This window comes from Alkalibaculum bacchi, from assembly GCF_003317055.1.
Lineage (GTDB): Bacteria > Bacillota > Clostridia > Eubacteriales > Alkalibacteraceae > Alkalibaculum > Alkalibaculum bacchi.
Window position 1 is genome coordinate 11,877 of the sequence record NZ_QNRX01000014.1, and the last position, 18,345, is coordinate 30,221.

The window sequence follows — 18,345 nt, forward strand, 5'->3', positions numbered from 1 at the left end:
AGAATATGCAGTAGAATCTATTGGTTTCTTATTACCTCTCCTTTTTATATAAAATATCTGACATAGCATAATAATATTCTTTACCTGGAATAACTTTTCTCGGACAGCAAAGAATAAAGTAAAATACAGTAAAAGTGGAGGGAAAAATGGCTAAAAATAGATACAAAGAAAAGCATATGCAAAAACCTATAGAAAATCACGACACTGCAGCATGGGCAAATTCAAAGGAGCAATTAAACCAATCACAGGTTAATGTGCCTGATGAAAAACAAGTGAGAAACGCAAAGGAATATGTAGATTCAAATCAAAAATAAGGCTCTTACGAGCCTTGTTTTTGTATAATAGGAAGGGTTATACTCCTGACTTAATAACTATTTAAGTTATTTTTATGAATGTTTGACCCATGAGGCTTGACCCTAGAAACTGGTGGCTGGCCACTGATTGCTATAGCTAAAGTCCGATCGGCACTTTCTTATAATACATCATGATCAGCAAAAGCCTTTAGTCTTCTGTATCTTTCCTTAGCATGAGCATCTGATAAGTCAAACATTTCACCTGCAATTTCAGGGAACACGTTCATCAATTGTGAATATCGAACTTCTCCATGTAGGAATTCTTTATAGTCATCTGTTGGTTCTTTTGAATCTAAAATAAAAGGATTTTTACCTTCATTCTTTAGTTCAGGATTATATCGGTAAAGGTGCCAGTAACCTGCTTCGACAGCCTTTTGTTCTTCTCTTATGCTTGTTCCCATACCTGTTTTTATTCCATGATTGATACATGGCGAGTAAGCAATGATTAAAGATGGCCCATTATAACTTTCAGCTTCTTTTATGGCTTTGATGGTTTGATTCATATCTGCACCTATTGCAATCTGGCCTACATATACATAGCCATAAGACATAGCCATAAGACCTAAGTCTTTTTTTCTGATTTTCTTTCCTGCAGCAGCAAATTTTGCTACGCTAGCAGTAGGAGTAGCTTTTGAGCACTGACCACCTGTATTTGAATAAACTTCTGTATCCATGACAAATATATTTACATTGTCTCCTGTAGATAAAACGTGATCTAATCCACCATAGTCGATGTCATATGCCCATCCATCTCCACCGATAGCCCAGTAAGATTTTTTGATGAGATGGTCTGATAAATCCAATACATCTTTAATTAGTTGATTATCTTTATAATCATAATGGTACAAGGCTTCAAAAACTTCGTCTGTAGCTTTTTTAGATCCTTCGCCATCATGGTAATTGTCTATCCAATTTTGGAATGCTTTCTTCGTAGCTTCATCAATTGTAGTGTCTAAAGCTTGTTGCATTAAAGTAGATAATTTTTCCCTAATTTGCTTTTCACCTAGATATAAACCAAGCCCAAACTCTGCAGCGTCTTCAAACAGTGGATTAATCCAGGCAGGGCCTTTTCCTTCTGCATTCGTAGAATAGGCAATAGAAGGTGCAGAAGCTCCCCAGATAGAGGAACAACCTGTAGCATTGGATATAACCATGCGGTCTCCATAGAACTGAGTCAAAAGTTTGATATAAGGAGTCTCACCACATCCTGGGCAAGCACCGTTAAATTCTAGATAAGGTTTTACAAATTGGCTACCTCTGACAGTATAAATGTTTACGAGCTCCTCTTTAGAAGTAACCGTCGTTGCAAATTCCCAATTTTCAGATTCTTTTTCTATTTCTTGTTCTGCAGATTTCATAATAAGTGCTTTTCCTGGTGCAGGGCATACATCAGCGCAATTTCCGCAACCAGTACAATCTAAAGGTGCAACCTGAATACGCCATTGGTAATCTTCTAGTCCTTTACCTTTAGCAGTTGTAGTTTTAAAGGTATCAGGTTTACGTTTTTCTTCTCCATCATCTAAGATAATAGGCCTAATAGTTGCATGAGGGCAAATATATGAGCATCTACCACATTGTATGCACCGATCGATTTGCCATTCTGGAAGCATTGGTGCAATGCCTCGTTTTTCATATGCAGTAGTACCTAAAGGATAAGTCCCGTCTTCCATGCCTTTAAATGCGCTAACAGGAAGCTCGTCTCCTTCATGTCTAGCCATTGGTCTTTGGATATTTTTAATAAAATCAGGTTCTTTCTTAATAGGAAAATCTTCATCTGTTGCGTTTTTCCACGATTCTGGTACATCTACTTTAATAAGAGCGTTTACTGCCTTGTCTACTGCTTTTTTATTTATTTCAACAATTTCTTGACCTTTTTTTCCATACATTTTCTCGATAGAGTTTTTTAAATATTCTACGGCTTTTTCATATGGAATAATATTTGCAAGCTTAAAGAAAACAGATTGCATAACCATATTAATTCGATTACCTAAACCTACCTCAGAAGCGATGTTTAAGGCATTAATAATATAGAAATTAATATTATTTTCCCCTATATACTGTCTTATACTAGCTGGGATTTTTTCTTCTAATTCATGAGGACCCCATGGGCAATTTAATACAAAAGTGCCACCCTTTTTAAGACCTTTTAATAAGTCGTATTGATATATAAAGGATTTGTTGTGACAAGCAATATAATTTGCATTATACACTAAATAAGGAGAACGCAAAGGTTTTGGTCCAAATCGCAAGTGAGATACTGTGGTTCCACCAGACTTTTTACTGTCATAAGAGAAGTATCCCTGCACATGAAGATCTGTATTATCTCCAATGATTTTTATTGCTGATTTATTCGCTCCTACAGTACCATCAGACCCTAATCCCCAAATTTTGCAGTTTATTGTGCCTTCAGGAGTTGTTTCAATTATGTCTTCTTCTGGAAGTGAAGTATGTGTTACATCGTCTACGATTCCTATGGTAAATCGATCTTTTGCTTCTTGCTCTTTTAAATTTTTAAATACTGCCACAATTTGTGATGGTCTAGTATCTTTTGAGGAAAGACCATATCTTCCTCCAACAATAATAGGATTTCTACTATCGTTTTTAAAAGCCTTTACTACATCTAAATACAAGGGTTCACCAATAGAACCAGGCTCTTTTGTTCGATCTAATACAGCAATTTTTTTGACTGAATTTGGAATAGCCTTAAGAAAATGTTCTTCAGAAAAAGGTCGATAAAGATGTATTTTTATAGCGCCAACTTTTTCGCCTTTGTTGCTTAAATAATCTACTGTCTCCTCTATCGTGTCTGATCCAGATCCCATTGCTATAATAATACTTTGAGCATCTTCTGCACCATAATAATCAAATAGATTATATTTTCGATTAGTGACTTTAGATAATTTATCCATATAGCTTTGAACAATATTAGGAAGTTTATCATAAAATGGGTTTGAACTCTCTCTTTGTTGGAAGTAAATGTCTGGATTTTGTGTAGTTCCCCTAACTACAGGATGTTCTGGATTTAATGCTCTTTTTCTAAACTCTTGTATTGCTTTAGAATGAACTAATTTTTTTATTTCATCGTAATCGATAACACCTATTTTTTGAACTTCATGAGAAGTTCTAAATCCATCAAAGAAGTGTAAAAAAGGTATTCGTGATTCGATTGCTGCTAAGTGTGCGATTACTCCTAAATCCATTGCTTCTTGTACATTTGAAGAAGCAAGCATCCCCACACCTGTCTGTCTACACGCCATGACGTCTTGATGATCTCCATAAATGGAAAGAGCATGAGTGGCAATCGTTCTAGCTGATACGTGTAATACACCAGGTAAAAGTTCGCCAGCCATTTTATATAAATTAGGGATCATTAAAAGGAGGCCTTGAGAAGCAGTATAAGTGGAAGCTAGTGCTCCAGATTGTAGAGAACCTCTCATAGTAGCAACTGCACCAGTCTCTGACTGCATTTCGATGACTTTAACTTCTTGATCAAAGATGTTTTTCTTGCCGTGAGCAGACCATTCATCCACCCCTTCAGCCATAGGTGTTGAAGGAGTTATTGGGAAAATCGATGCAACTTCTGTGAGAGCATAAGATGCATATGCGGCAGCTTGATTGCCGTCCATAGTTTGAGTTTTCATTGGTGTTCCTCCTGCAAAAATATTTTTATGAGTAATCTTTTTAAAATATCTTTGCCTAATAAGATATAAATATGTAAAATTATTAAGAACAGAGTATGATAGACTATAAAAAATGTCATCGTCTTTCAATTCGTTTTATGCCATAAGAAAGCGCCTGCGGCGCATTAGTCGCTAGCCTTTAGTCACTAGCATTTAGGGTATTCCTTTTGGGCCAATATCCTTCACTTACATAGAATGATTGGGTAGGAGTCAATGTCAAAAGTAGGGCTTTCCTATTACATAGAAAAGTTTCACTTTTGGCTAAGCCCCTACTCCTGTCATGCTGAGCACCAGTGAAGAATTTTTGACCCACAGAGCCTAGCTCTAAACACTGGTGGCTGATAGCTAAAGTGCCACAGGCACTTTCTTGTATATTAGGAAAGATCTACTTTTGGACTTAGATATTATTTAAGACCTCTTTATATGTAATTGAATCTTTGACCTGTAAGGGTTGACCCTAGCACTGATGGCTGAAGACTGGCCGCTGATGGCTAAAGTGCCAAAGGCACTTTTTTATTGTCTTTGAGAACTTTCGTGGGATGGTTCTTTTTGATGTATTATTTGATATAATATATAGTAACGGTAATGATTAGATAATCACTAAGATCGCATAGGATAACAAAATAACATAATGAACCTACATAAAGAGGAGGATTTCTTTGGAAAACGATAAGATGATTGCTGTGTTAATTGACGCAGATAATGTTTCTGACAAATACATCAAATCCATATTTGATGAAATTTCAAATCACGGTACGCCTACCTATAAGCGTATTTATGGAGATTGGACCAAACCGCAATTAGGGTCTTGGAAAAGCGTACTGCTCAAATACTCTATAACGCCTATTCAGCAGTATAGTTATACAACAGGAAAAAATTCAACGGATTCCGCATTAATCATCGATGCTATGGACATTTTATATTCGAATCATGTTGATGGCTTCTGCATTGTATCTAGTGATAGCGATTTTACTAGACTAGCTGCTAGACTTCGAGAGGCGGGCATGTATGTGGTAGGAATGGGAGAGAAGAAGACTCCTGCGCCTTTTATTGCAGCATGTGAACAGTTTAAGTATTTAGAGGTATTAGCAGGTGAAGAAGCAAGCACTCCTGTTGAAAAATATAAGAAACAAGAAATATCAAAGGATGGCGATGATAAGGAAGAACTTATTAAATCCTTAAAGACCATCATAACTGAAAGCTCTGATGAAGACGGCTGGGCGTATTTAAGTGAAGTAGGAAAAAGGTTAAACAAACGCCATCCTGATTTTGATACAAGGAATTATGGTCATTCAAAACTGACTCCATTTATCCTATCTTTAAAAGGATTTGAAATTCAAGCTAGAAAAACAAATAAACCCCATGTGACCAATTATTATGTGAGAAATTCTAGTAAGTAATATAGAAATATTTATGCAATTATAGGCATTACAACAATATGGGAGTTATTCCAATATGGATCTTCTACTTAAGGAAAGGCGGTGTAGTAGAGTTCTTACCTACAGAAGTGTAGGCCGTTAGAGTTCTAATATTTATGACGAAAGAAAGTGCACTATTTAATATAAAACCAAATTGTTCTAATAGACTACAAAAAGAAATAGAGACATATGATCTGCTTAACAAATTGAATATTCCTTTTGCCGGAATTGATCACCAGGCAGCTATGACTATAGAGGATTTAGGAGATACAGAATCATTGCTAGGAATAAGCATAGCTAAAAATCTATTTTTGCGCAATTCTTCAAAGAGTAAATTCTACTTATTAGTCATGCCAGGACATAAAAAGTTTTTGACTAAGAATTTATCTAAACAAATCGAGAGTTCAAGATTGTCCTTCGCAGACGGCTCCTATATGGAGGAGTATTTAAATATTACTCCCGGTTCATGTAGTATCTTAGGTCTGATGTTTGATAAAGAACACAAGGTTAATCTTGTAATTGATAAAGATATTATAGACAGTGAATATTTAGGTTGTCATCCTTGCGTAAATACCTCAAGCTTAAAGATTAAGACATCAGATATTATGGAGGTATTTTTGCCACATACAGGTCATGAGGCCGCTATTGTTGAATTATAAAGCAACAAAAACAATGAACAGAGGGTGAGTAGTCTTGAACATTACGTATGGAATTATCAGCACAGCATCAATAGTACCAAGATTTATGAATGCAGTTCAAAAAGGTGGACAGGGTAAAATTATAGCAATTGCTTCAAGGAGCTTAGATAAAGCTCAAAAAATGGCTGAAGACTATAATATACCTAGAGCATATGGAACTTATGATGAGCTATTTCATGATGAAGAAATTAATGTAGTTTATATTGCTACAATAAATAGCAAACACTACCAATATATCTTAGAAGCATTACATCACGGAAAAAATGTAATCTGTGAAAAGCCCTTTACCATGACTAGAGAAGAAGCGGAATCCTTGTTTGATTTAGCTAAAGAGAAAAATTTATTTATTATAGAAGCACAGAAATCCGTATTCCTTCCAGTAATAAGGCGTGTTAAAGAAATTATCCAAAGTGGGCAGTTAGGGGATATTAAATTAATTGATTTTTCTAGTTCCTTTGACATAAGTTATAACACATGGATTACTTCTGAAAAAGAAGGCGGAGGCGCATTATATACTAACGGAAGCTATTTTATTCAAATCATAAAATACCTATTTGAGTCTCAAGTAACTGCAAAGAACGGACTATATCTCGATGGAACAAATGGGGGAGATAGTCAGTGCATCATCACTTTAAAGCTTTTAGAGCACATCCATGTAGTAAGTAAAATCTCTACTGAAATTCAAATACCTGGTCTAGCAATAATCTATGGGAAATATGGGCGCATAGAGATTCCAAATTATTGGAAAGCCAGAACTGCTAAAGTAATCTACAATGACGGCAAAACCGAGGAGATACACTACCCATGTGATTATGAGTTGCTTTATGAAGTAGAGCATATTGAAAAATGCTTAGAAAAAGGACTGATAGAAAGCCCTATTATGAACAGAGATATGACCGTAGAGACGATAGGATTAATGGAAGACATTAAAAAGTCTTGGCAGATAGATAAGGCGCCGTAGGCGCCCTTATATTTTATTAGGATTATTCCTTTGAAATAAGCTTATTTGCTACAGTAGCTGAACTTACAGCATCACATGCAAAGCCATCTGCCTCAATTTCTTTTGCAAGTTCCTCCGTGACAAAAGAACCGCCCACCATAATAGGAATATGAGAATAAGTTGCCTTTATTTCTTGTATTGTAGACTTTAATGCAGGCATATTATTTGGTAAGAAAGCAGAAGCTGCTACTAGGACTACATGCTCATTTTCGTGTATGGTTTTTATAAACTGTTCCTTTGGCACATTTACACCAAGATCAATCATTTCAAGACCTAAACTTTCTAACATAATAAGTACCATATTCTTACCCACATCATGAAGATCCCCCTCTACACTTCCAATTACGCAGGCTCCAGGTGAATTTTTCCATAAAAAAGGTCTTAATAGTTCAACACCTTTTCTCATAGCTCTTGAAGAATTTTGAATTTCAGGTAAAAACAACTTGCCTTCTGAAAAGCTCTTACCTACAATTTTCATAGATTCAATCATAGCCTTTAAAATAGATTCTGGATTATGACCATCATCAAGAGCAGATTGAACAGAATCACTAATCCATTTTACTTTACCCTCTTCTATATAATTTCTAATTTCATTTAAATGAGTCATGTTAAATACCCCTTTGAGATTTTATTTAATGAAACAAAGCCTACTTTAATTCTAGCAGACGAATTCCCTGAATTGGTACATTTTTTTCATGTTCTTTAATTACTAAGTAGAGTATATTGTATTTTCCATTACTAGAATAAAATAATAAACAGACTTTTGTTTTATAAACAAAGAAAAATTTCGTTCTATATAACATAATCTTATACTCGTTGTTTAAGTAAGCTTATGTTATACTATTACTAACGAATTTATATTTATAAAGGAAGTAAGTATACCAACCATGATTTAATTGCAAAGGTTGCTAATGGTTTGGTAGATAGTACATATAGTCGTAAATGATAAGGAGGAGAAGATAAAAATGATTAAAGTTTCAGCGTCAATTATGTGTGGAAATTCTATGAAGTATGGTGAAGAACTAAGAAGATTAGAGGAAGCAAATGTAGACCTCATTCACTTCGATATGATGGATGGTTCTTTTGTTCCTAATATTGCCATGGGTTTGTATTTGTTAGAAGCTATGAAGAAAAATACAAATATTCCATTTGATGTTCACTTAGCTGCATGGGAACCATCTAGGTACTATGAGGAAATTGCAGGTTATGGTGTAGAATACTTAAGCATTCATGCTGAGGCAGTGAAACATCTCCATAGGGATATACAGAAAATCAATAGTTTAGGAATGGGTGCAGGTGTAGTTTTGAATCCTGCAACGAATGCTAATGTTTTAGAGTATATTATTGAAGATATCAAAATGGTAACAGTTATGACTGTAGATCCAGGATTTGCAGGGCAAAAATTTATTCCTTCTCAATTGAAGAAAATCCAAGAAGTAAAAAAAATGGCAGAAAAGTATAATAAGGATTTGCTTATTTCTGTAGATGGAAATATCAATGCAAATACTATACCAAATTGTGTAGCAAATGGAGCAAATGTACTCGTTGCAGGCACCTCATCAATTTTTAAGGGTGATGATGCAGATTATAAAAAATTAGTTGAGATCATGAAAGAGTCTGTTTAAGTGATATCGTTTATAAGATCAAAGAAGATCATAGAGTGAAAGTATAAAATCAGCCTCCACATTCAGTGTGAAGGCTGATTTTTCTTATACAAATTTTTATCCACCTATTCTCGCTTCAAATCCTGCATCTAAAAAAACGGAGAGCATTTCTTCTAAATCCGCATTTTGAAGATTCTTATCATCTTTATACTCGTATTCTTGCCCCATCATTTCATACTTTCCCAAAGCATAATTATGAAAGGGGAGAAGATGTACTTGTTTGATCTGGTGTTTTTTTAAGAGCACTATAAACTTACGGGCATCATCAACAGAATAATTAAATCTTGGAATAACAGGTATTCGTGCGACAATATTTTTTCCGGCGTTCACAGCAAACTCAAGATTATTTAAAATCAATTTATTAGAGACACCTGTATACAGTTTATGTCTTGTGGAATCGTAATGTTTGATATCAAAATATATCAAATCCAGGTGGGAGATGATTTCGTTAAAAGATTCTGTGTCAATATAACCAGTAGTTTCCATATTTGTATGTACTTTTAGCTCTTGTAATCTTTTTAAAAACTCTACAATAAAAGCTTTCTGTAAGGTAGGTTCACCGCCTGATAAAGTAACGCCTCCACCTGATTTGGTGAAAAACACTTCATCCTTCATAACTTCTTTTAATAGTTCATCCACTGTATAAAATTTCCCTTCTAAATACAGTGCATGAGGGGGACAATTGTTTATACAATTTAGACAAAAGTTACATTTATCATGATTTATTACTATTCTATCATTTGTATATTCTATAGCACTATTAGGGCAGACTTGTGTACAAGTTTTACATTTGCTGCAATTCTTGTGGTTATAGGCGATACGGTTTCTAGGGTCTTTTGATTCAGGATTGGCACACCACTTACAATTTAAAGGGCAGCCTTTAAAAAATACAGTGGTGCGTATACCCGGACCATCGTGCACAGAGAATTTCTGTATATTAAAGATTAATCCCTGGAGTTCCTCAGTCATATTAATCTTCTCCTAACTATTTAAAGAGTATGTTCCGTCCTAGCAATAATATCATCTTGTGTTTCTCTAGATAAAATATTGAAGAAGGCGCTATAGCCTGCTACCCGGACTACTAAATCTCTATGTTTTTCTGGATTCTTTTGAGCATCTAGCAAAGTTTCTCTATCAACCACATTATATTGAACATGGAATCCCTTTAATACATCAAAGAAAGTTCTAAGCATCATAATAAGCTTATCTACATCTCTTGGGTTGTCTAGTGATTTTGGATTAAGTTTTTGATTTAAGAGCACTCCACCTGTCATTCGAATAGTTGGCAGTTTTGAAATAGACTTAAATACTGCAGTTGGTCCATTTACATCCACCCCATGAGTAGGAGAGCATCCCTCCGCGAGAGGTTCTCCAGCGCCTCTACCGTCAGGCGTTGCACATACAATAGCACCTTGGGGTACATTAGCAGAAATAGAAGATGTACTAGGATAATACTCACCGCCTATTGGTCCTCTTCCATAACGTGTATTTCTATAATTTGCGATTTCATCCATATATACTTCGTAAGCTTTTGATGTAAGTTCATCTACATAATCGTCATCATTTCCAAATTTAGGTGCATCGTTAATTAGCATTTCTTTGATTTTCCATCCATCTTTATTTTGGAAATCAGACATTAGTGCATCCCAAAGTTGTGTAGGGGTTATACGCTTTTCTTCAAACACTAATTTTTTGATAGCCGCTAGAGAGTCTCCAATATTAGCAATTCCTACTTGCAAAGGTCCAATAAAATCGTAAACTGCTCCGCCTTCTTTTAGTGTAATACCTCTTCCAATACAATCATCTACTAAAGCAGAACATAATGGGTCTGGTACTTCTAATTCTATAGCGTAATCTGCGCAATTATCTAATGATACACTAATTGGAGTGAAGTGTTTTATTGCTTTTACCCAAGCATCCCATACTTGTTCGAAGCTGGTCATCTCCGTAAAGTGAATATCTGTGTCAAATACTTTTTCTCCAGAAGTCACATCGATACCTTTATTAAATGCCATCATGAGGATTTTTGGGAAATTCATAAAGTTCATTCCAGAAGTACGATATCCAAATTTTCCTGGTATGGATACTTCAATACAACCGATAGAACAATAATTATAGGCATCTTCTTTTTTTACTCCCTTTGAGATGAAAGAATCAATGATGATCTCATCATTATTAAAGGATGGCATACCAAATCCAAGCTTGATTACCTCAATACAGTCTCTCATGAATTCTTCTGAGATTCCCTTGTGATAACGTACAGATAGATTTGGTTGAGTTAATCTCAAATGAGCTACTGATTTTAAAACCATAAAAGATAGATCATTTACGGCGTCAGTTCCATCTACATGCTGACCACCTATACACACATTTTGATACAGTGGACTTCCAGCTGAGAATTTGGTGTGAGACATACTTCTAATTTTATTAATAGAAAATGTCTTTATCCATAAGTTTTCAATAAGTTCTAGTGCAAAATCCTCTGTCATTACTCCATTTTTTATATCCTTTTCATACAAAGGATATAAGAATTGATCGAGACGACCATAAGAAAGGGAATGACCATTTGATTCGATTTGTAAGATTAAGTGGATAAACCAGGTACTTTGCACCGCTTCATAAAAAGATTGAGCTGGGTGTTCTGGTACTCTACTACAAACTTCCGCTATTGTATGTAATTCTTTCTTTCGTTGAACATCTGTCTCTTCTGATGCCAATTTAGTAGCTAAATCAGCGTAACGATTAGCAAAAGCGATACATGCATCTATGGTAATAAGAACAGAATTATAGAAAGGCAACTTTTTCAAGTCATTGTAATTGCTATATTCTAATTTTCTCTTCGCTTCTTCAACTTCTTTTCTTATTCCTCCTAAGCCTACTTTTAATACTTTGTCATAATCTACAGCTAAGTGAGCATCGCCGGCTGTAATATTCCCTTCGATTTTTATGATTCCAAGATCATAACATTGTTTGCTTTCAGGAGGCATAATGGATAAGCCCTTGTCTTTTAGGGTATTTCCTTTCCAAAATGGGGCAATATCTCGCAGTATTTGTTTGTTCTCTTCGGTTATGGTAAAGCGATCTCCATTTCTCTTTTCCCATAAATCCAATTCATCAATAACCCAGTCAATAGCATACTCTGGAAAAATAGGAGCAGCTCGATCACAACTTGCTTGGTTTCCAGCAAGTAATCCATGTTCTTCAATATAAATAGTCATCTTGCGCAAAACATTGTCTAGAGCGTGTGCACGTTGAAGAATTTTCATCTCTGACTTATGAGCTTCGTATGCCTCTGTAGTTAATTGTGCCCTTTCTACACAAACCGTTTGTTCTGTATTTAATATGGATTCTCTTAAATAATTGATACGTTTGCTTGGTTCCCCAAAATAACCCATAAATTAACCTCCTGATTTAACATATTTTCTTTAATTATATAGGGCTTAAACAAGTAAGTCAATATAACAACAATAAAAGTCCAATAAAAATCCAATTATGTTCAATCTAACAGCTCCACTGCTCCGATAATACCAAAATCATTGCCTAGTTCTGCTTTTTTAAGGTGAATTATTTGGTCTTTTTGATGGTTGAAATGATCAAAGGATTTTTGTATTCTCTCTAATAGAGGTTCTCCGAAATTCACCATGCCTCCACCAAATATGTAAGTGTTAAAATTTAAGCTCATAAACATATTGTACACATAAAGTCCTATATAGTAGCCTATCTGGTCTAACATTTGTTCTGCTAATGGATCTCCTTGGGTAAAGGCAAGATTTAAGTGTTCTGCTGTAATCTTTTCAAAGTCCCCACCAACCATTTCTGCTATAATAGATTGTCTGCCATTGCGAAGTTCATTTGCAATGTGTTTTACAATCATAGAACCAGACGCAAAGCTCATAAAACATCCATTGTTTTCACATCCACACTGAATGCCTTTTTCGGGATTGATAATCATGTGTCCAGATTCACCTGCGCCGCCATAATCTCCTCTAAAAATATCGTTATTAATAATAAATCCACTGCCAATTCCAGTACTTAAGGCGGTATATAAAAAGTTTTTTAGATTTTTTCCGGCTCCATATCTATGCTCTGCAATAGCTGCTAAATTAGTATCATTGTCCACAAGAATTTGGCTATTGGGAAAATACTCTTGAAAAGTGTCCCTAGCGTAGAAGTGATTAAGGTTGATCATATTGCTAGTGAATACAACAAGACCTTGTTCAAAATCTACGTAAGATGGAAAACCCATGCCAATTCCTTGCAGATGCTCCTTTGTTAATTGATTCTCTTTTAATATGAACTCAATATCGTTTACAGTATCCCTGACAAATTTTTCGATTGTTGTAGTTGGATCTGTTGAAGCTCTATGACGATAGACAATTTCTTTCTTATCGTTAAAGAGGCCGTACGCGATTTTTGTTCCACCAATATCAATTCCTATTTTAAATTTATTCATAAAGAACCTCCTATTACAAAATATTATAAATCCTGAGTAAACGATTACTCAATTGTATTATAGATAATATAGTAAACGTTTTCAAGATATATTTTTTAAAAAATTATAATTATGGAAAAATTAAAATAACTGTTGACATAAAAATAAGGTGGCTCTATAATAAAGTTGTGTAATCGATTACTCAAAAGGATGAATGCATATGGGTACAGAAAAAATATCTATGAAGAAAATATCAGAGGAAGCAGGTGTATCTGTTGCTACCGTTTCTAGAGTAATTAATCAAAATGGTCGATTCTCTAAAGAAACAGAGGAAAAAGTATTACGTGTTATTAAAAAATACGATTATAGACCTAATTTACTTGCTAAAGGATTGAGGACAAAGAATAGCAAATCTATAGGAGTCATTGTTCCTGATATTACTAATGAATTCTTCGCTAGGATATTTAGAGAATTAGAGACGAGATTGTTTCAAAAAGGATATACGGTTATTCTTTGTAATTCAGGAGAAGACCCTCACATAGAAGACATTTATTATCAACACTTACTTACAAAAGGTGTAGTAGGAGTCATTTATCTTTCAGGAAAAAATGATAGAAGAGCAATTGATTCACCAATTCCCGTGGTGTACATAGACCGTGCCTTAAATTTTGAAACCAGGGGTGTCTTTATAGAATCCGATAGTATTCAAGGGGGATATCTAGCTACAAAAGAGTTATTAGATAATCAGTGCAAAAGAATTTTACTAGTACGAGATAAAAGAATTATTACACCTCCAGAACATCGTCAAAAAGGTTATGAAAAAGCTCTAATAGAGGCAAATATTAAAGTAGATCCGCAACTTATTGTTAAAGCAGATGTTGGGTATGAATCCGGGAAAGAAGCTATTAAAAAAGCAGTCAATTGCAATTTAAGATTTGATGGTGTGTTTGCAACTACAGATTGGTTGGCCCTGGGGGTAATTGATGGACTTAGAGAATTGAGTTATAGAATTCCAGAGGATATAAAAGTAATTGGTTTTGACAATATCTCAATTTCAAGGTTTTCATATTTACCTTTTTCTACCATACATCAAGATATACCTAAAATATCCGAGGCTGCTGTTAATGTCATGCTAAAGTTAATAAAAGACCAAGAGGTACCAGATAAGCATATAGTCATACCTGTCAAATTGATTAAAAGAGAAAGTGTATAGATTTCGTTATTGGCTAGTGTGTATTCTGTTTCAAATCTAAATCTTAGGATTTGTACAATCGTTTAATTTATTGATATAACTACTTAAGGATTTACTCTTTAAGTATTTATATATAAATAAAAGGGGAGGAAAGAAAATGAAAAAGAAAACCAGTACAAAACTAACCATCCTAGTCTTAGCGCTAATGCTGATGATATCCTTTACAGCATGTAGTAAAGACGCAGAGACAGCAACTACTGAGCCTGAGGAGCAAGCTGAAATTGCCATAATCTTAAAAACCCTATCGAATGATTTTTGGGCACAAATGAAAGATGGTATCGAAGCTGAAGCAGAAAAATTAGGTATTAAGGTTGATGTTTATGCTGCTCAATCAGAAGATGACTTACAAGGGCAATTAGATTTATTTGAAACTGCTATTTCTAAAAAATACAAAGCTATTGGTATTGCACCATTATCACCAGCGAACTTAAATACTGCAATTGTAAAAGCTAATGAAGCAGGCATTTATGTTGGTAATATTGATGAACAAGTTGATATTGATCAATTACAGGGCTTAGGTGGAAGCCTCTTATTCTTCGTAACTACGGATAATGTAGCTGTTGGGGAAAAAGGAGCAGGATACATAATAGAGCAAAATTCTGATGGCGGTAAGGTAGCTATCATTGAAGGAAAAGCAGGTAATGCAACAGGTAATGACCGTAAAGTAGGTGCAACAAAAGCTTTTGAAGGTGCTGAAGGATTTGAAGTGGTAGCAAGTCAACCGGCAGATTGGGATCGTACGAAAGCATTAGATGTAGCTGCTAATCTTATTAGCAAATACCCAGACTTAGTAGGTATTTACTGTGCAAATGATACTATGGCTTTAGGTGCGCAACAAGCTGTTGTAAATGCAAACAAAAAAGACCAAATTATTGTAGTAGGTACTGATGGAGCAAGTGAAGCAGTAGATGCAGTTAAGGCAGGTAATCTCGCTGCAACCGTTGCACAAGACTCAGCTGAAGTTGGTGCAGAAGCCTTAAGACAATTAGTTCAAGCTCTTAAAGACAAGCCAGCTATTGACCCTCAAGTGATTCCAGAAAAAACTCCAGTTGATTCTAATTTAATCACAAAATAATAAGGATACAAAAGGATGAGATGCTATTTGCAAGGGTGAATACGCATCCATCCTTTTAATAACAGAACAAGAAAGGGATGGATGTATGCATACTTTAGTAGAGATGAAAAATATAACAAAAAAATTTCCTGGCGTTATTGCATTAAATAATATTAGTTTTACTATTGAAGCAGGTGAAGTGCATATCCTCCTAGGTGAAAATGGTGCAGGTAAATCAACTCTCATGAAAATACTTAGTGGAGTTTACGAGCCTACTGAAGGAGAAATAATTATTGAAGGCAAATCTTTTAATAGGCTAACTCCTAAAGAGTCCCTAGCAAATGGCATAAGCATAATTTATCAGGAATTAAGCGTAATTGGAGAACTTACCATTTATGAAAATATATTCTTAGGTAAATTAGCTACAAAAAAGGTATTGAACATTGATATTGTAGATTACGATTATATGAAAAAGCGAACTAAAGAAGTCCTAGAGCAATTAGGCTTAAAAAAAGATCCTGAAACATTGGTTAAAGATTTGAGTATATCGGAAAAACAAATTGTTGAAATCGCAAAAGCAATAGCCTTTAATGCAAAGGTAATCATTATGGATGAACCAACATCATCTTTAACAAATGAAGAAGTAGATCGACTATTTATTATTATAAGAAAATTAAAATCAGAAGGAAAAGGAATCGTCTACATATCCCACAAGATGAATGAACTAAAGCAAATTGGTGACCGAGTATCTGTATTGAAAGATGGTACTTATGTAGGAGTACGAGATGTACATAAAATAGAAATTGATGAGTTAATAAAAATGATGGTAGGAAGAGAAGTTAAAGACTCTTATGTAAGTAAAAGACCTAGATGTGAATTAATGTCAAATAAAATATTTGAAGCAAAAAACATTACGAGAAAAGATAAAAAAATTAAAGATATTTCTTTTGAAGTATATGAAGGCGAAGTATTAGGTTTTGCAGGTTTAGTAGGTTCTGGAAGAACAGAACTCATGGAGGCAATCTTTGGAATAGCTCCTATCGAAGCAGGTGAAATCTATCTTAAAAATAAGAAAATCGATAATAAAGGATCCTTCAAAGCAATTAAACAGGGTATCGGATTATTGACAGAGAATAGAAGAGAAACAGGATTCTTTCATAATTTTAGTATAGAGCAAAATGTTACTTTTATTAAAAATATTAAAAATGCTGGTTTGGGTGGCGTTTCTGGTTTACTAGATAACAAGGATGATTACAAGGATGCAGAAGAACAAAAAGAAACATTTAATATAAAATGTAGATCAGTAAAGCAAAATATTACGGATTTATCTGGTGGAAATCAACAAAAAGTAATTATTGGAAAATGGATTGCATCTAAAGCAGAAATGCTCATTTTTGATGAACCAACGAAAGGTATCGATATTGGAAGCAAATCTGAAATATATCGTATTATGAGAAACCTTGCAGATAATGGAAAAGCTGTAGTAATGGTATCATCTGAATTGCCAGAACTTCTTTCTGTATGTGATCGAATTGCAGTGTTTTGCAATGGCGAAATAAAGACAATATTTACTTCTGATGAAGCGTCAGAAGAAGTTATTTTAAAAGCAGCAACAGGAAACGATTAGGAGGAAAGCAGATGTCAAAAAAGATGAATTTAAGTCAATTGTGGGAAAACTATGGTACATTTATTATTCTTTTAGCCATGGTTGCCATATTTGGAATCATATCGCCAGATAGTTTCTTTAATAAAGAAAATTTTATTCAAATATTACTACAGAGTTCTGTAACCATATTAATTGCATGTGGAGAATTTTTCGCCATACTAATTGCAGGAATCGATCTATCTGTAGGTTCTATTTTGGCTCTAAGTGGTATGGTAACAGGTAAACTTTTAGTTGCAGGAATTAGCCCAATTATTTCAATTTTACTTGGTGGGATCTTGCTTGGCGCAGTACTAGGTGCAATTAATGGTACTTTAGTCAATGTGACAAAATTGCATCCATTCATTATTACACTTGGTACCAACTCAATTTATAGAGGGTTTACCCTTATTATTTCGGATGCAAGGCCAATATTTGGATTTGATACAGCTTTCTCTAGCATGGTTTCTGGATGGCTCTGGGTTATTCCCAAGCCGGTAATTATTGCCGTTGTAGTAGCTTTAATTCTTACATTTATAACAAATAAAACGAAATTAGGTAGAAATATATATGCCATGGGAGGAAATAAAGAAGCAGCATGGTATTCAGGAATCAATGTGAATATGCATACTCTAATCGTATTTATTATCTCAGGTGTATGTGCCGGTATCGCAGGTGTTGTGTTAACAGCAAGACTTGGCTCTGCTGAACCATTAGCAGCTACAGGATATGAGACATTTGCTATCGCTTCTGCTATTATTGGTGGAACTAGTTTCTTTGGCGGAAAAGGTGTGGTTTTAAAAGTACTTGTCGGGGGTATCATTATTGGTACTATTAGCAATGGTTTAAATATGCTTGCTGTTCCTACCTATTATCAGCAAATCGTCATGGGTGCTTTAATAATAGGGGCAGTTACTCTTGAAAGAGTATTTGGAGCTACTGTAAAGGGTAAATAAATAATAAAAGAAAGTTTTATTAAATTTCGTTATAGAAGTTAATGGTCCGTATAATAAAAAGGCATCTAAGAGATTACATAATAATGGAGCTGAGCTCTAAGTAATAGGATTAACAGGTTTATTCGGTCTAGATTCTGATTTAGACAAGGCATATGATATGATGCTCCATGATTTTAAGGAGAAGACCATCAGGCAT

14 protein-coding genes are annotated in these 18,345 nt (G+C 34.6%); 9 read left to right on the forward strand and 5 right to left on the reverse strand.

Going from position 1 to position 18,345, the window contains the following annotated elements:
- Positions 1 to 146: 146 nt before the first annotated feature.
- A complete protein-coding gene (locus tag DES36_RS10510) occupies positions 147 to 314 on the forward strand; it encodes a CDIF630_02480 family spore surface protein (RefSeq protein ID WP_113921160.1) in 168 nt (55 codons plus the stop codon).
- A 158-nt stretch (positions 315 to 472) separates the two neighbouring features.
- On the opposite strand, the gene nifJ is transcribed toward DES36_RS10510, so the two are convergent.
- Positions 473 to 3,994 (reverse strand): pyruvate:ferredoxin (flavodoxin) oxidoreductase, encoded by a 3,522-nt coding sequence (gene nifJ / locus DES36_RS10515; RefSeq protein WP_113921161.1) that lies wholly within the window; start codon positions 3,992 to 3,994, stop codon positions 473 to 475.
- A gap of 698 nt (positions 3,995 to 4,692) precedes the next feature.
- Here nifJ and DES36_RS10520 point away from each other — a divergent pair.
- The 3 genes from DES36_RS10520 (at position 4,693) to DES36_RS10530 (ending at position 7,110) form a co-directional block, all read left to right on the forward strand.
- Positions 4,693 to 5,433 carry an NYN domain-containing protein gene (locus tag DES36_RS10520; RefSeq protein ID WP_113921162.1) on the forward strand — a complete coding sequence of 247 codons (741 nt, stop codon included), beginning with the start codon at positions 4,693 to 4,695 and terminating at the stop codon, positions 5,431 to 5,433.
- 134 nt (positions 5,434 to 5,567) lie between these two features.
- Positions 5,568 to 6,110 (forward strand): prolyl-tRNA synthetase associated domain-containing protein, encoded by a 543-nt coding sequence (locus tag DES36_RS10525; protein ID WP_113921163.1) that lies wholly within the window; start codon positions 5,568 to 5,570, stop codon positions 6,108 to 6,110.
- 34 nt (positions 6,111 to 6,144) lie between these two features.
- Positions 6,145 to 7,110 carry a Gfo/Idh/MocA family protein gene (locus DES36_RS10530; protein ID WP_113921164.1) on the forward strand — a complete coding sequence of 322 codons (966 nt, stop codon included), beginning with the start codon at positions 6,145 to 6,147 and terminating at the stop codon, positions 7,108 to 7,110.
- 22 nt (positions 7,111 to 7,132) lie between these two features.
- Here the strand turns inward: DES36_RS10530 and DES36_RS10535 are convergent, their stop codons facing one another.
- On the reverse strand, positions 7,133 to 7,756 hold the full coding sequence (locus DES36_RS10535; RefSeq protein WP_113921165.1) for a cobalamin B12-binding domain-containing protein: 624 nt from the start codon (positions 7,754 to 7,756) through the stop codon (positions 7,133 to 7,135).
- A 358-nt stretch (positions 7,757 to 8,114) separates the two neighbouring features.
- Between DES36_RS10535 and rpe the strand changes: the two genes are divergently transcribed.
- On the forward strand, positions 8,115 to 8,774 hold the full coding sequence (gene rpe / locus DES36_RS10540; protein ID WP_113921166.1) for a ribulose-phosphate 3-epimerase: 660 nt from the start codon (positions 8,115 to 8,117) through the stop codon (positions 8,772 to 8,774).
- Positions 8,775 to 8,870: 96 nt separating this feature from the next.
- On the opposite strand, the gene DES36_RS10545 is transcribed toward rpe, so the two are convergent.
- The 3 genes from DES36_RS10545 to DES36_RS10555 form a co-directional block, all read right to left on the reverse strand.
- Positions 8,871 to 9,782 carry a glycyl-radical enzyme activating protein gene (locus DES36_RS10545; protein ID WP_113921167.1) on the reverse strand — a complete coding sequence of 304 codons (912 nt, stop codon included), beginning with the start codon at positions 9,780 to 9,782 and terminating at the stop codon, positions 8,871 to 8,873.
- A gap of 20 nt (positions 9,783 to 9,802) precedes the next feature.
- Positions 9,803 to 12,208, reverse strand: a complete 2,406-nt coding sequence (locus tag DES36_RS10550) for a glycyl radical protein (RefSeq protein ID WP_113921168.1) — start codon at positions 12,206 to 12,208, stop codon at positions 9,803 to 9,805.
- Between the two features lie 101 nt (positions 12,209 to 12,309).
- Positions 12,310 to 13,266 (reverse strand): ROK family protein, encoded by a 957-nt coding sequence (locus DES36_RS10555; RefSeq protein ID WP_113921169.1) that lies wholly within the window; start codon positions 13,264 to 13,266, stop codon positions 12,310 to 12,312.
- Positions 13,267 to 13,465: 199 nt separating this feature from the next.
- Between DES36_RS10555 and DES36_RS10560 the strand changes: the two genes are divergently transcribed.
- The 4 genes from DES36_RS10560 (at position 13,466) to alsC (ending at position 18,149) form a co-directional block, all read left to right on the forward strand.
- Positions 13,466 to 14,458, forward strand: coding sequence for a LacI family DNA-binding transcriptional regulator (locus tag DES36_RS10560; protein WP_170128270.1), 993 nt, complete (start codon positions 13,466 to 13,468; stop codon positions 14,456 to 14,458).
- A gap of 136 nt (positions 14,459 to 14,594) precedes the next feature.
- Positions 14,595 to 15,572, forward strand: a complete 978-nt coding sequence (gene alsB / locus DES36_RS10565) for a D-allose transporter substrate-binding protein (protein ID WP_113921171.1) — start codon at positions 14,595 to 14,597, stop codon at positions 15,570 to 15,572.
- Between the two features lie 85 nt (positions 15,573 to 15,657).
- Positions 15,658 to 17,178: a sugar ABC transporter ATP-binding protein gene (locus tag DES36_RS10570; RefSeq protein ID WP_113921172.1), complete on the forward strand. Its 1,521-nt coding sequence runs from the start codon at positions 15,658 to 15,660 to the stop codon at positions 17,176 to 17,178.
- 11 nt (positions 17,179 to 17,189) lie between these two features.
- Positions 17,190 to 18,149 (forward strand): D-allose ABC transporter permease, encoded by a 960-nt coding sequence (gene alsC, locus DES36_RS10575; protein ID WP_113921173.1) that lies wholly within the window; start codon positions 17,190 to 17,192, stop codon positions 18,147 to 18,149.
- The last annotated feature ends 196 nt before the right edge of the window (positions 18,150 to 18,345 follow it).

What these genes read in the sequence shown, in the direction of transcription:
- DES36_RS10555 (WP_113921169.1), bottom strand. Translation starts at nt 13,266, where the DNA reads ATGAATAAATTTAAAATAGGAATTGATATTGGTGGAACAAAAATCGCG.
- DES36_RS10560 (WP_170128270.1), top strand. Translation starts at nt 13,466, where the DNA reads ATGGGTACAGAAAAAATATCTATGAAGAAAATATCAGAGGAAGCAGGT.
- DES36_RS10570 (WP_113921172.1), top strand. Translation starts at nt 15,658, where the DNA reads ATGCATACTTTAGTAGAGATGAAAAATATAACAAAAAAATTTCCTGGC.
- alsB (WP_113921171.1), top strand. Translation starts at nt 14,595, where the DNA reads ATGAAAAAGAAAACCAGTACAAAACTAACCATCCTAGTCTTAGCGCTA.
- rpe (WP_113921166.1), top strand. Translation starts at nt 8,115, where the DNA reads ATGATTAAAGTTTCAGCGTCAATTATGTGTGGAAATTCTATGAAGTAT.
- DES36_RS10550 (WP_113921168.1), bottom strand. Translation starts at nt 12,208, where the DNA reads ATGGGTTATTTTGGGGAACCAAGCAAACGTATCAATTATTTAAGAGAA.
- DES36_RS10510 (WP_113921160.1), top strand. Translation starts at nt 147, where the DNA reads ATGGCTAAAAATAGATACAAAGAAAAGCATATGCAAAAACCTATAGAA.
- nifJ (WP_113921161.1), bottom strand. Translation starts at nt 3,994, where the DNA reads ATGAAAACTCAAACTATGGACGGCAATCAAGCTGCCGCATATGCATCT.
- alsC (WP_113921173.1), top strand. Translation starts at nt 17,190, where the DNA reads ATGTCAAAAAAGATGAATTTAAGTCAATTGTGGGAAAACTATGGTACA.
- DES36_RS10545 (WP_113921167.1), bottom strand. Translation starts at nt 9,782, where the DNA reads ATGACTGAGGAACTCCAGGGATTAATCTTTAATATACAGAAATTCTCT.
- DES36_RS10525 (WP_113921163.1), top strand. Translation starts at nt 5,568, where the DNA reads ATGACGAAAGAAAGTGCACTATTTAATATAAAACCAAATTGTTCTAAT.
- DES36_RS10535 (WP_113921165.1), bottom strand. Translation starts at nt 7,756, where the DNA reads ATGACTCATTTAAATGAAATTAGAAATTATATAGAAGAGGGTAAAGTA.